Source organism: Streptomyces sp. NPDC050161 (assembly GCF_044460025.1).
In the GTDB taxonomy this organism is placed as follows: domain Bacteria; phylum Actinomycetota; class Actinomycetes; order Streptomycetales; family Streptomycetaceae; genus Streptomyces.
Map to the genome: position 1 here is coordinate 196,723 of NZ_JBITJM010000006.1, position 13,416 is coordinate 210,138.

Here is a 13,416-nt window from a genome sequence, read left to right on the forward strand (position 1 = left end):
TGCGGCCCCCGCCCGGCGGCCCTTGATCGGCGGTTCCGGCGGAGCGGCAGACTGGGAGCGTGATCCGCCACGACGTTCTCGCCCAGCTGCCCGCCCGTACCGCCCTGCCCGCGCTGCACGACGCCCTCGACGGGCCGGGCAGCGCGGTGCTGTGCGCGCCGCCCGGTACCGGTAAGACGACACTGGTGCCGCTGGAACTGGCGGGGCTGACGGGCGCCGGGCCGCGGCGCCGGGTGCTGGTCGCCGAGCCGCGGCGGATCGCCGCACGGGCCGCCGCGCGGCGGATGGCCTGGCTGCTGGGTGAGCGGGTCGGCGAGCAGGTCGGCTTCACGGTGCGCGGGGAGCGGCGGGCCGGGCCGCGGACCGTCGTGGAAGTGGTGACCACCGGGGTGCTGTTGCAGCGGCTGCAACGCGATCCCGAGCTGGCGGACGTCGACGTGGTGATGCTCGACGAATGCCACGAGCGGCACCTCGACGCCGACACCTCCGCGGCGTTCCTGCTGGACGTACGCGAGACGCTGCGTCCGGAGCTGCGTCTGGTGGCGGCTTCGGCGACGACGGACGCGGCGGGGTGGGCGGCGCTGCTGGGCGGTTCGGACGGGCCGGCTCCGGTGGTGGAAGCGGCGGGTGTGTCGCACGCGGTGGACGTGGTGTGGGCTCCCCCGGAGCGGCCGGTGCGGCCCGCGCACGGGATGCGGGTGGATCCCGCGTTGCTGTCGCATGTGGCGGGGGTGGTGCGTCGGGCGTTGCGTGACCAGATGGGCGATGTGCTGTGCTTCCTGCCCGGCGCCGGCGAGATCGCGCGGGTGGCCGGGCAGCTGGCGGGGGTGGACGCGGACGTCCTCCAGGTGCACGGGCGGGCGCCTGCCGAGGTGCAGGACGCGGTGCTGGCGGGCGGCGACGGCGTGCGGCGGGTGGTGCTGGCGACGTCCGTCGCCGAGTCGAGCCTGACGGTGCCCGGGGTACGGGTGGTGGTCGACAGCGGGCTGGCGCGGGTGCCGCGGACGGATCACGCGCGTGGGCTCAGCGCGCTGGCGACGGTGCGTGCCTCGCGGGCCGCGGCCGGGCAGCGCGCCGGGCGAGCCGGGCGTGAGGCACCCGGAGTCGTGTATCGCTGCTGGTCGGAGGGGGAGGACGGGCGGCTGCCGCGGTTCCCGGATCCGGAGATCAAGGTGGCGGACCTGACGGCGTTCGCCCTCCAGACGGCCTGTTGGGGCGATCCGTCGGCCGCCGGTCTCGCGCTGCTGGATCCGCCGCCGGCCGGCGCGCTGGCCGCGGCGCGGGACGTGCTGCGCGCGATCGGCGCGGTGGATGCCGACGGCAGGGCGACGGCGCGCGGGCTGCGCCTGAGCCGGCTGGGGGTGCATCCGCGGCTGGCCCGTGCGTTGTGGGACGGCGCACGGGAGGTCGGCGTGCGGCCGGCGGCCGAGGTGGTGGCGCTGCTGAGCGAGGAGCCGCCGCGGGCGTACGGGGACGATCTGGTGGCGGCGTGGCGTACGGCGCGCCGGGGCGGCGATGCGTATGCGGCACGGTGGCGGCAGGAGGCCAGGCGGTTGGCCGCGGCGGTGGGGGCGGCCGGGGCGGAGGACACGGCCAAGTCCGCTGAGGCTTCCGGAGCGGGTGGGGCGGGGCAGGCGGGTGGCTCTGGTGGTGACGGCAGGGGCAGGACCCGGGATGACGATGGTGTCGCGGGGCTGGTGGCCGCGCTGGCGTTTCCCGAGCGGGTGGCGCGGGCGCGGGGCGCGGGCAGCTATCTGATGGCATCCGGTACGCGGGCCGAGACGGGCGCGGCGGGGCCGGGGCATGGTTCGGCGGGCCGGGGCGGTGAGGGGTCGCGGCTGCGGGACGCGCGGTGGCTGGCGATCGCGGTCGCGGACCGGCCGGTCGCCGCCGCGTCGGCGCGGGTGCGGCTCGCCGCGGTGATCGACGAGGCGACGGCATGTGCGGCGGCGGGGGCGCTGTATTCCCGCGGCGAGGAGGTCCATTGGGCCGACGGGAACGTCGTGGCCAGGTCGGTGACGCGGCTGGGGGCGATCGAGCTGGCGGAGCGCCCCTTGGCGAAGCCCGATCCCGAGCTGCTGCGGGACGCGGTGGTCGCGGGCCTGCGGCAGGAGGGGCTCGGGCTGCTGCGCTGGTCGGCGGGTGCGGTCACGACCCGGCAGCGGATGGCGTTCCTGCACCGGGAGTTGGGGGCGCCGTGGCCGGACGTGTCGGACGAGGCGCTGTGGGAACGGGCCGGGGAATGGCTCGGGGTGGAGCTGGGGCGGGCGCGTCGGCGGGCCGATCTGGAGCGGATCGATGCGGGGGCCGCGCTGACGCGGCTGCTGCCGTGGGCGACCGGGGAAGCGGTCCGCTTCGACGAGTTGGCGCCGGAGCGGATCGAGGTGCCGAGCGGTTCGCGGGTGCGGGTGGATTACGCCGGTGAGCAGCCGGTGCTGGCGGTCAAGTTGCAGGAGTTGTTCGGGCAGCAGGAGTCGCCGCGGGTGGCCGGCGGGCGGGTGCCCGTCCTGGTCCATCTGCTCTCCCCCGCCGGGCGCCCGGCGGCCGTGACGGCGGATCTGGCGTCCTTCTGGCGGGACGGATACCGGTCCGTCCGTGCGGAGTTGCGGGGGCGCTATCCCAAGCATCCCTGGCCCGAGGATCCGTCGTCGGCCGCGCCGACGCGGCACACGACGGCACGGATGAAGCGGTCCTGATCCCGGGGAATTCCGGTACCGGGACGGGACGGTGAGCCGGGCGGGCAACGGGGGCGGACGGCTCGCGGTCAGGCCGGCCGGGTGGTCGGCAGCGGGGTGGCGGCGCCGGACCGTCGCGCAGCGGGTTGCCGCGTGCGCCGGAACGCCGGTATGGCCGTACGCTCCCAACTCGGCGCGGCCCAGCGGCGCGTCCCAGAGGCGCGTCTCCGGCGGAGCAGCGGCCGACGGGCCTGTCACCGTCCACGCGGGACAGCACGGGACCGACCGTGCCCGTCCTCTTCGCGTCCTGATGGGTCATCGTCGTCAGGCGGCCACCCCCTCGCCGAGGAGCTTCGACGCGTACCAGTCGGGCAGCGTGTCGGGGCCCGGCAGTGGGTCCTCGCGGTCGGCGGGGGCGACGACGAGGACGTTGCGGATGAAGCAGCAGTAGCAGATCGGGTCGGCGTCCTGGGCGAGGAACAAGACGCTGTCGCCGCCGCGCCAGAGGGCGTAGCGCCGGGGCGGGACGCTGGGCGGGTCCGCCGGGCAGGGGCTGCTGGTGACCGCGGAGGGCCGTCCGAAGCGGGCGGTGAGGAGGGCTGCGGTGTCCTGCCAGTCGGCGTCCAACCGGCCGCGCCCCTGGTCGGGATGGAGGGTCCAGCCGCGGGCGCGGCCCCAGACCGCGGCCAGATGGTCGGCGTCGGGCACGCCGTCGTACTCGGGGTCGTAGACGCTGAACGTGGCCCAGGCGGTCTGGCCGTTCGGTTCGGGGCCGGCGTCGTAGTGGCCGGACGAGACGACCTGCCCGGCGGCGGTTTCGTAGGAGTCGTCGAATTCGGAGTAGCGCCAGCCGTGGGCGGCCAGGAAATTGTCGAAGGTTTCGTCGTCCTCGCAGGTCAGGCGGGTCAACTCCAGTAGCTGATCCACCACTTCGCCGGTGACGGGGCAGTTCGCTAGCGTCATGCGTTCACGCTACGGGCTGCCACTGACAATCCCCGGCGCGCCCGGCCCCGATTCGGGGACGGATGCCGCTTCCTGGTCATCGCCGCCGTTCCGGGGCCACCTGCTGCGGGCTTCGAGGCGCAGGCCGAGGGCGAGCAGCACGGCGGCCACCACGAGGAATCCCCACGGCAGGTAGCTGGTGAGCAGCAGGACCAGCGTCCGCTGGGACTTGACCAGGGCCACGGTGGACGTGACGAAGTCGGGGCGCATCTTGACGTCGCCGGCGAACGCGGTGACCTTGCCTCCGCCCGGGAGCAGTTGGCCGCCCCGCAGCTCTTCCTTGTGGATCTCCTCGCCGTTGACGGGTGCCCCGGTGACCGGGTCGACCCAGAACATCCGCTTGGTGGTGTACCAGCGGGTGGTGCCCATCTTCTCGACGGACTCCGGCGTGATGCCCTTGACCGGCATCTTCTTGGGAAACGGCACCTTGGTCCAGGGGATGGACTGCTCGAAGTAGTAGACCTCCAGGCCGTGGAAGGTGCGGGTGCCCCGGTAGTGAATGGGGGCGGAGGTGCGGGTCTGCGCGTCGAAGTAGGCGTAGTCGCGCTTCTCGGTGAGGAACGGCCACTTGAACTCGATGCCGTCGCGGCGGACGGTGTCGCCGTCGACCATCTCGCCGGTGGCGTGCACCGGCTCCTGGGAGTGCGCGTCGAAGAGGTAGCGCTCGGGGATCTGGGAGACCATCTTGCCCTGGGGGTCCGCGACATAGGTCAGCATGTCCCAGACGACGACATCGCGCCCCGCGGTCTTCTCGACCCGGTCGGATGCGGCGACGTTGCCCTTCAGGGTCTCCACGATGCTGACCTTGGGCACCTTCATGGCCTTCATCGTGCCGTAGTCGATGAGAGTGGCGGGCCGCGCCTCCAGGACCATCGTCTGGTACTGGCTGGGCGGGATCTTGGCGAGCCGGGGGAACGCGTACCACCGCATCAGCGGGGACAGGGCGGTGAAGAAGACGGCGAAGGCGAGCAGGACCAGGCTGGCTTTGCGGCGCATGGCGGCGGCGTCCCTCCCTCAGGGGTGCTCGGGGACGGTGGTCAGCAGCGGTTCGGGCGAGGTCTCGCCGCTGGGCGCGCCGATCGCCGTGAGGGTGAAGACGAGGGCGAGGGCCGCGGCCAGTCCGACGGCTGCTGCTGCCAGGGCGCGCATGGTCGGCCTCCCGTGGAACTGATACGGCGTCAGGGCGGGGGCACCGTAGCAACGGGGGGCCGAGATGAGAACACGTTGCACCGCCGTCCTGCCCCGATGCGGGCGGGACGGCGGTGAATGTGCCGGGTGTGACGCACGGGGCGGGCCGGACGGGGGCGCCCGTGGGCTGCGGCTACCGGCCGGAGGGGGCGGTGACCTTCAGTTCGACGGTCAGGGTCGCGCCGTCGGTCGTGGTCAGCCGCAGCAGGAACGTCCCGGTGTGCGCGTCGGTGTGGACGGCCGGGAGCTTCAGCAGACCGTCGGCGTCCGTCCGCAGGGTGGTGAGGGTACGGACCGGCTTGTCCTTGGCCTCGCCGGTGGCCTGCGGATCCTTGAAGTAGGGCCCGGTCTCGTTCTCGACGGGCTTCTTCGGGTCACCGGTCACCATGGTCGCGGTGACCGCCGCGCCCGCCGCGATCTTGCCCCGGTAGGCCGCCCTGACCTCGATGGTGTCCGCGTACGTACCGTCGGCCGTCGCCGTCAGCTCCTTGTCGGAGGTGCGGGTCAGCGTGTCGGCCTTCGGGGCGGGCCCGGCCTTGACGGTGGCGTCGAAGTCGACGGGGGCCACGGCGCGGCCGACGGCGGTCGCGTGGACGGTGAAGCCGCCCGTCCGCTCGCCCGCGCGCAGGGCCGGCGCGGTGGCCAGGCCGTCCTTGCCTGTGGTGACGGTGACGGCGGTCGCGTCGTGCGGGAAACGGGTGTCCGTGGGGCCGGAGAGGGTGAAGCGTACGGGGGCGCCCGCTACCGGCTTGCCCGCGGCGTCCTTGGCCCGCACCTGGGGCCGGGCGCTGAACTCGTCGCCCGCGGTCGCCGTCAGGTCCTTGCCGCCGGTTCGTTCGATGGTGGTGAGCGGGGCGGGGTCGGCGGGGTCGGTCGGCGTGGGGGTGGGAGTGGGGGTGGGAGTGGGGGTCGGGGTGGGGGTGTTGCCGGTGGAGCCCTCGGTGCCTCCGGTGCCTGACGTGCCGTCGTGATCCGTGTCCGGTTTGGTCGCATCCGGCTTGGTCGCATCCGGCCCTTGCGGCTTGCCCGTTGCCGGTTTGCCGGTGGCCGGTTTGCCGGTGGCCGGTTTGCCGGTGTCGCCATGGTGTGCGCCGGTCGTCCGGCCGTCCCGCGTTCCGTGGCCGGAGTCGCTGGTTCCGGTGGAGGTCCCGCCGCGCCGTACGGGGAGCAGGCCCTTGCCGTCCGGCACTTCGTGGGTGCCCTTGCGGTAGAACGCGTACCAGGACAGCACGGTCCGCAGGTAGTCCCCGGAGTTGTTGTAGCCGAGGATCGCGCGATCCAGATCGCGGGGCGCCGTCATGTCACGGCCGCCGTTGCAGAGGTAGTGGCCGGCGGCGAGCGCGGCGTCGAAGATGTTGTTCGGGTCCTTCTTGCCATCGCCGTTACCGTCCGCGCCCCAACCCGTGCCTGTGGGGCCGCCGTTGGACCAGGTGGAGGGGATGAACTGCATCGGACCCACGGCGTGATCATGGGTGAGGTCGCCGTCGTAGCGGCCGTGGTCGGTGTCGGTGATGAGGGCGAAGCCGTTGCCGTTGAGCTGCGGTCCGAGTATCGGCTTGAGGGTGGTGCCGTCGGCGTCGAGCGCGCCGCCGCGTGCCTGGCCGGATTCCACCTTGCCGATCGCCGCGAGCAGTTGCCAGGGCAGCCGGCATCCGGGGTCGGACGCGCCGACACCCGCTTCGGCCTTCTTGTAGGCGGCGAGAACGGTCGCGGGAATGCCCGCCTCGGCAGGCCCTGTGACGACCTTGCCGCCGTTCTTGCCGCCGTTGTTGTCGCCGTGCGGTTTGCCGGAATCTCCGGGCGGCACGGGGCTGTTGAGGGGCGGAAGGTCGGTGTAGTAGGGCGATCCGCCGTCGATGGAGGCGTCGGCCGGCGGGCTCGGCTCCGGCTCCTTCGCCGCGGTCTCCGCCGTGCCCGGTGCCTGTGACGCGGTCAGAGCGGCCAGCACCAGGCCCACCACCGCCGCCGAGGCCGCTCCCCTGCGAAGCCGCCGCCCGAATATGGCTGCCATGCGTGACATCCCCTCCGCGTGGACACACCGCGTGGAATCCGCGGTGTCGCGCTCCCCTGCGCTCCAGCTGAGGTGACAGTACGACACCTCGGGCCGCGCATCCACCACTCCCACCGGCAGACATAATGATCCGAATCGATCAAGGAGGGGCACATGCCGTTCACTCTCAGCCATGCCGCGGCAGTGCTTCCGGGACTGCGCCGGACGGGCACGGCACGCGGCCCGCTGATCGCAACCGCCCTGGTCGCGGGCTCCTTCGCCCCCGACATGACGTACTTCGCGGACAGCTTCATACCGGGCGGGATGCGCTTCGGGGAGGTCACCCACTCCCTGCCCGGCGTGCTGACCGTGGACGTCCTGATCACCGCCGCGCTGACCGGCGGCTGGCTGCTGCTGCGGGAACCGCTGGTGGCACTGCTGCCCCGCCACCGGCAGGGCCGGGTGTACGCCGTCGCCCGGGGCCGCCCCCGACAGCCGCGAGGGCCGCGCGAACTCACCGCGCTGATCTGCTGGTTCTTCGTCTCCGCGGTGATCGGGGCGGCGACACATATCGTCTGGGACGCCTTCACCCACGCGGGCCGCTGGGGGACGCGGCTGGTACCCGTGCTGAACCGGGTGATCGGCGGCATCCCGCTGTCCGCCTCCCTGCAGTACGCCACCTCCGCGCTCGCCCTAGTAGCGCTCGGCTGGTTCCTGTGGACCGCGCTCCGGGAGGCACCCGGGGACGGCGGGCAGCCGGGGGGAACGGAACCGGTCGGCGCCCTGACCGCCGTCCCCGTATTGAGCGCGCGGGCCCGGCTGTTGCTGACCTTTCCGGTCCTGCTCTGTGTGGCGGCCGGCGCCGTACAGCGCACCCTGCGGGCGCACGCGGTCTACGGCGACGCGGCGACCTGGTTCGACTACGTCCCCTCGGTGCTCTTCGGCGCCGGCGCCGGTCTCGGCGTGGGGCTCGCGCTCTACGCGGTGGCCGTGCGGCTGCGGTACCGACGTGGCGCAGAGCGGCGGCCCGCCCGGGGGTGACCACACGCCCGGCACCGAGCCGGCGTCGGCAGGGCGGCCGACGGGCGACCGAGGTGCGCGCGGCCCGTCGGGGCGGCGCCGGCCACATGGTGAACGCGTCGGGGCCCGTACCCGCCAAGGTGATTCCCCTGGCGAGTACGGGCCCCGAGCGCGGGCGGCAGTGGCTCAGTGAGCCGCCGACTCCCAGTCCCCGCCGGAACCGACCGAGACGTCCAGCGGCGCCCGCAGCTCGACCGCTCCGGCCATTTCGCGGCGGACCAGCTCCTCGACCTTCTTGCGCTCGCCCGGGGCCACCTCGACGACGATTTCGTCGTGCACCTGGAGGAGCATCCGGGACTCCAACTCCGCGGCCCGCAGCGCCTCGTCGACCTTCAGCATCGCGATCTTGACGATGTCGGCCGCGGTGCCCTGGATCGGGGCGTTCAGCGCCATCCGCTCCGCCATCTCGCGGCGCTGGCGGTTGTCGCTGTTGAGGTCCGGGAGGTAACGACGGCGGCCGAGGATCGTCTCGGTGTAGCCGGTGGCCCGCGCCTCCTCCACGACGCGCTGGAGGTAGTCGCGCACCCCGCCGAAACGCTCGAAGAAGTTGTCCATCAGCTTGCGGGCCTCGTCCGGCTGGATGCCCAGCTGCTGCGAGAGACCGAAGGCCGACAGGCCGTACGCCAGGCCGTAGGACATCGCCTTGATCTTGCGGCGCATCTCCGGGTCGACCTGGTGCTTCTCGACCGAGAAGACATGCGAGGCGACGGTGGTGTGCAGGTCCTCGCCGGAGGTGAACGCCTCGATCAGGCCCTCGTCCTCGGAGAGATGGGCCATCACCCGCAGCTCGATCTGGCTGTAGTCGGCGGTCAGCAGCGACTCGAAACCCTCACCGACGACGAAGCCCCGGCGGATCGCCCGGCCCTCGTCAGTCCGCACCGGGATGTTCTGGAGGTTGGGGTCCGTCGAGGACAGCCGGCCCGTCGCCGCCACCGTCTGGTTGAACGTGGTGTGGATGCGGCCGTCGGAACCGATGGTCTTGATCAGGCCCTCGACGGTGGTGCGCAGCTTGGACTGCTCACGGTGCCGCAGCATGATCACCGGGAGTTCGTTCTCGGTCTGCGCGGCCAGCCAGGCCAGCGCGTCGGCGTCGGTGGTGTAACCCGTCTTGGTCTTCTTCGTCTTGGGCAGACCCAGCTCGCCGAAGAGGACCTCCTGGAGCTGCTTGGGCGAGCCCAGATTGAACTCGTGCCCCGCCGCGGCGTGCGCCTCCTGCACCGCCTGCTGCACGGCCCCGGCGAACTGCTGCTCCATCCGCTCCAGCCAGCCCCGATCCGCCGCGATGCCCGCCCGCTCCATCCGGGCCAGCAGCCGGCTCGTCGGCAGCTCCAGGTCACGCAGCAGCTCGGCGGCGCCGACCTCGGCCAGCTTGGTCTCGAAGGCCGCACCCAGATCCAGGACCGTCCGCGCCTTCCCCATCAGGGCGTCCGCCTCGGCCTGCTCGTCGGCACCGAAAGCCAGCTGCCCGCTGCCCTCTGCGGCCGGCGCGAGATCCCGGCCGAGGTACTCGACGGACAGGGCGTCCAACGCGAAGGAGCGGCGGCCCGGCTTGACCAGGTAGGCGGCGAGCGCCGTGTCGATGGTGACACCCTCGATGTGCCAGCCGTGCTCGCCGAAGACCCGCATCAGGCCCTTGGCGTTGTGCATCACCTTGGGGCGGGAAGCATCCGCGCTCCAAGCGGCGAACGCCCGCTCGTCGGCCTCGTCCAGCTGCGTCGGGTCGAACCAGACGGCCGGCCCCCCGGCCGCGGCGAGCGCCACCTCGGCGACGCTGCCACTGCCCAGCGACCACACGTCGACGGTGGACACACCCAGCGGCTCCGCGCCGTGCTCCGCCAGCCACGGGGCCAGCTCGCCGGGGCCGGCCACCGTTCCGTCCACCTCCACACCACCCGCCACAGCGGTCTCGTCCGCGGCTTCCTCAGAGCCCGGATCGACGGCGTGCAGCCGGTCCCGCAGCCCCTGATTGCGGATCTCCAGACCGTTGAGGAACACCGTCAGCGCCTCACGGTCGTACGCCTCACGGACCAGCGCGTCCGGACCGCAGGGCAGCGCGACGTCACGCACCATCTCGGTCAGCCGACGGTTGAGCTTCACGGACTCCAGGTGATCACGGAAATTCTGGCCCGCCTTGCCCTTGACCTCCTCGGCCCGCTCCACCAACTCGGCGAACGAACCGAACTGATTGATCCACTTCGTGGCCGTCTTCTCACCGACACCCGGGATACCCGGAAGGTTGTCGGACGGGTCACCGCGCAGCGCCGCGAAATCCGGGTACTGCGAAGGCGTCAGACCGTACTTCTCGAAAACCTTCTCCGGAGTGAAACGGGTCAGCTCCGAGACGCCCTTCGTGGGATACAGCACCGTGACGTCATCGGAGACCAACTGGAAGGAGTCGCGGTCACCGGTGACGATGGAAACCGCGAAACCCTCAGCAGTCGCCTGCTCGGTGAGAGTGGCGATGACGTCGTCGGCCTCGAAGCCTTCCACGGCGAACCGCTTCACCTTCATCGCGTCCAGCAGCTCACCGATCAGCTCCACCTGCCCCTTGAACTCATCGGGCGTCTTGGAACGGTTCGCCTTGTAATCCGGGAACTCCTCCGAGCGCCAGGTCTTGCGCGAGACGTCGAACGCCACCGCGAAGTGCGTGGGCGCCTCATCACGCAGGGTGTTCGCGAGCATCGACGCGAAGCCGTAGATCGCATTGGTGGGTTGCCCCGTGGCGGTCGTGAAATTCTCCACGGGCAGGGCGAAGAACGCCCGGTAGGCCATGGAATGCCCGTCCATCAGGAGCAGGCGGGGACGGCCGCCCCCCGCCGCTTCGGTGCCGGTCGCTTCGCTCTTCTTCGCTGCCTTTGCTGCCACGCCCCCGATCCTGCCACGCCCCACTGACAATCCCCGCCGCGACGGCCGCACCCCGCACCCCGCCCGCCGCCCGCGACACCGCCCTCACCGTCCGTACCCACCACGGACAAGCCCGCCACCGCGGTTGTCCACAGGCTCCCCCGCACCCCTGCACCGCCCGGCCGGTCCGTGGCAGGATCACCTGCACACCCCACCCATCCGTCCCGCCCGACCCACCGCGAGACGGCTCGGCACCCGGCTCAAGGGAGAGCGCCATGGCAGGCAAGCCGCCCGCAACCGACCCCGTCCAGGACGCACCTGAGGTCGGCGAGCCCCAGCACTCCGCCGTCGGCCTGCCGGCCATCACCCACGCCCTGCGCATCTCCCAGCAGCAGATGGGCGTCCGCCGCACCGCCCTCACCCTGCTCCGCGTCAACCAGAAGAACGGCTTCGACTGCCCCGGCTGCGCCTGGCCCGAAGGCGACCAGCGGCACACCGCCGAATTCTGCGAGAACGGCGCCAAAGCCGTCGCCGAAGAAGCCACCCTGCGCCGCGTCACACCCGAATTCTTCGCCGCACACTCCGTCGCCGACCTCGCCGGACGCAGCGGCTACTGGCTCGGCCAGCAGGGCCGCCTCACCCAGCCCATGTACCTCGCCGAAGGCGCCGACCACTACACCCCCATCCCCTGGGAACGCGCCTTCGACATCCTGGGCGAAGAACTCACCGGCCTCGGCTCCCCCGACGAAGCGGTCTTCTACACCTCCGGCAGGACCAGCAACGAAGCCGCCTTCCTCTTCCAGCTGTTCGCCCGGGAATTCGGCACCAACAACCTCCCCGACTGCTCCAACATGTGCCACGAGTCGTCGGGTTCCGCACTCACCGAAACCATCGGCGTCGGCAAGGGCAGCGTCCTGCTGGAGGACCTCTACAAAGCCGACCTGATCATCATCGCCGGACAGAACCCCGGCACCAACCACCCCCGGATGCTCACCGCCCTGGAAAAGGCCAAGGCCGGCGGCACCAAAATCATTTCCGTCAACCCACTGCCCGAAGCCGGCCTGGAACGCTTCAAGAACCCCCAGACCCCCCGCGGACTGGCCGGCGGCGGAACCGCCCTCACCGACCTCTTCCTCCAGGTACGCATCGGCGGCGACCAAGCGCTCTTCCGCGCCCTCAACCGCCGCATCCTGGAAACCGAAGGCGCCGTCGACGACGACTTCATCCGCGAACACACCCACGGCTACGAAGCGTTCGCCGAAACCGCGCGCGCCGACGACGACTGGAACGAGACACTCCGCGCCACCGGCCTGACCCGCGAAGAGATCGAGAACGCCCTCGGCATGATCCTCGACTCGCGGCGCACCATCGTGTGCTGGGCGATGGGCCTGACCCAGCACAAACACTCCGTCCCCACCATCCGCGAAGTCGTCAACTTCCTCCTGCTGCGCGGCAACATCGGCCGCCCCGGCGCCGGCGTCTGCCCCGTACGCGGCCACAGCAACGTCCAGGGCGACCGCACCATGGGCATCTTCGAACGCCCCAACGACGCCTTCCTCGACGCCCTGGAAAAGGAATTCGGCTTCGCACCGCCCCGGGAACACGGCTTCGACGTCGTCCGCGCCATCCGCGCCCTGCGCGACGGACAGGCCAAGGTCTTCTTCGCCATGGGCGGCAACTTCGTCTCCGCCACCCCCGACACGGACGTCACCGAAGCCGCCGTACGCCGCGCCCGCCTCACCGTCCACGTCTCCACCAAGCTCAACCGCTCACACACCATCACCGGCGCCCGCGCCCTCATCCTGCCGACCCTCGGCCGCACCGAACGCGACCTCCAGGACAGCGGCGAACAGTTCGTGACCGTCGAGGACTCCATGGGCATGGTCCACGCATCCCGCGGACGCCTCGAACCCGCCGGCCCCCACCTGCTGTCCGAGACCGCCATCATCGCCCGCATGGCCCGCCGCGTCCTCGGCGACCGCAGCCGCACCCCCTGGGACACCTTCGAGAAGGACTACGCGTCCATCCGCGACCGCATCGCGCGCGTCATCCCCGGCTTCGAAGACTTCAACACCAAGGTCGCCCGCCCCGGAGGCTTCACCCTGCCGCACGCCCCCCGGGACGACCGCCGCTTCCCCACCACCACCGGCAAAGCCAACTTCACCGCGGCACCCGTGGAATACCCGACCACCCCCGAAGGCCGCCTGCTCCTCCAGACCCTCCGCTCGCACGACCAGTACAACACCACCATCTACGGCCTCGACGACCGCTACCGCGGCATCAAGAACGGCCGCCGCGTGATCCTCGTCCACCCCGACGACGCCCGCCAACTCGGCTTCGCCGACGGCGACTACACCGACATCGTCAGCGAATGGACCGACGGCAGCGAACGCCGCGCACCCGGCTTCCGCGTCGTGCACTACCCCACCGCCCGCGGCTGCGCCGCCGCCTACTACCCCGAGACGAACGTGCTCGTCCCCCTCGACCACACCGCGGACACCAGTAACACCCCCGCCTCCAAGTCCGTGGTGATCCGCCTGGAACCGCCGCAGCAGAGCTGACCTGCGACCGCCCCGCCCGGGAAACCACGACCCCGTGCTGAGCGCTTGCTCAGCGGCCTGATAGGAACAGGCACGG

The 13,416-nt window shown here is 72.0% G+C and carries 8 protein-coding genes; 3 read left to right on the plus strand and 5 right to left on the minus strand.

The genetic code is table 11. From position 1 onward, the window contains the following. Window positions 1–59 precede the first annotated feature (59 nt). Entirely contained in the window at window positions 60–2,696 is a 2,637-nt protein-coding gene (gene hrpB / locus ACIBK8_RS13260) for an ATP-dependent helicase HrpB (protein WP_399041856.1), read from the plus strand. Window positions 2,697–2,999: 303 nt separating this feature from the next. On the opposite strand, the gene ACIBK8_RS13265 is transcribed toward hrpB, so the two are convergent. The 4 genes from ACIBK8_RS13265 to ACIBK8_RS13280 form a co-directional block, all read right to left on the minus strand. Continuing rightward, window positions 3,000–3,638 carry a hypothetical protein gene (locus ACIBK8_RS13265; RefSeq protein ID WP_399041858.1) on the minus strand — a complete coding sequence of 213 codons (639 nt, stop codon included), beginning with the start codon at window positions 3,636–3,638 and terminating at the stop codon, window positions 3,000–3,002. 9 nt (window positions 3,639–3,647) lie between these two features. After that, the gene (locus ACIBK8_RS13270) at window positions 3,648–4,673 is read right to left on the minus strand and encodes a DUF3068 domain-containing protein (protein WP_399041859.1); all 1,026 of its coding nucleotides are present in this window, start codon (window positions 4,671–4,673) and stop codon (window positions 3,648–3,650) included. A gap of 18 nt (window positions 4,674–4,691) precedes the next feature. Further along, window positions 4,692–4,826: an SPW_0924 family protein gene (locus ACIBK8_RS13275; protein WP_393679329.1), complete on the minus strand. Its 135-nt coding sequence runs from the start codon at window positions 4,824–4,826 to the stop codon at window positions 4,692–4,694. A 172-nt stretch (window positions 4,827–4,998) separates the two neighbouring features. Next, the gene (locus tag ACIBK8_RS13280) at window positions 4,999–6,876 is read right to left on the minus strand and encodes a lytic transglycosylase (RefSeq protein ID WP_399041860.1); all 1,878 of its coding nucleotides are present in this window, start codon (window positions 6,874–6,876) and stop codon (window positions 4,999–5,001) included. Window positions 6,877–7,029: 153 nt separating this feature from the next. Here ACIBK8_RS13280 and ACIBK8_RS13285 point away from each other — a divergent pair, with 153 nt between their 5' ends. Beyond that, window positions 7,030–7,896 carry a DUF4184 family protein gene (locus ACIBK8_RS13285; RefSeq protein ID WP_399041861.1) on the plus strand — a complete coding sequence of 289 codons (867 nt, stop codon included), beginning with the start codon at window positions 7,030–7,032 and terminating at the stop codon, window positions 7,894–7,896. 165 nt (window positions 7,897–8,061) lie between these two features. On the opposite strand, the gene polA is transcribed toward ACIBK8_RS13285, so the two are convergent. Then, window positions 8,062–10,800: a DNA polymerase I gene (polA, locus tag ACIBK8_RS13290; RefSeq protein WP_399041862.1), complete on the minus strand. Its 2,739-nt coding sequence runs from the start codon at window positions 10,798–10,800 to the stop codon at window positions 8,062–8,064. Window positions 10,801–11,054: 254 nt separating this feature from the next. On the opposite strand from polA, the gene ACIBK8_RS13295 reads away from it, so the two are divergent. Further along, window positions 11,055–13,340, plus strand: coding sequence for an FdhF/YdeP family oxidoreductase (locus tag ACIBK8_RS13295; protein ID WP_399041863.1), 2,286 nt, complete (start codon window positions 11,055–11,057; stop codon window positions 13,338–13,340). Window positions 13,341–13,416 lie beyond the last annotated feature (76 nt).

Coding starts and splice junctions, on each gene's coding strand:
- ACIBK8_RS13265 (WP_399041858.1), bottom strand. CDS start 3,638: ATGACGCTAGCGAACTGCCCCGTCACCGGCGAAGTGGTGGATCAGCTA.
- ACIBK8_RS13270 (WP_399041859.1), bottom strand. CDS start 4,673: ATGCGCCGCAAAGCCAGCCTGGTCCTGCTCGCCTTCGCCGTCTTCTTC.
- ACIBK8_RS13275 (WP_393679329.1), bottom strand. CDS start 4,826: ATGCGCGCCCTGGCAGCAGCAGCCGTCGGACTGGCCGCGGCCCTCGCC.
- ACIBK8_RS13280 (WP_399041860.1), bottom strand. CDS start 6,876: ATGGCAGCCATATTCGGGCGGCGGCTTCGCAGGGGAGCGGCCTCGGCG.
- ACIBK8_RS13285 (WP_399041861.1), top strand. CDS start 7,030: ATGCCGTTCACTCTCAGCCATGCCGCGGCAGTGCTTCCGGGACTGCGC.
- ACIBK8_RS13295 (WP_399041863.1), top strand. CDS start 11,055: ATGGCAGGCAAGCCGCCCGCAACCGACCCCGTCCAGGACGCACCTGAG.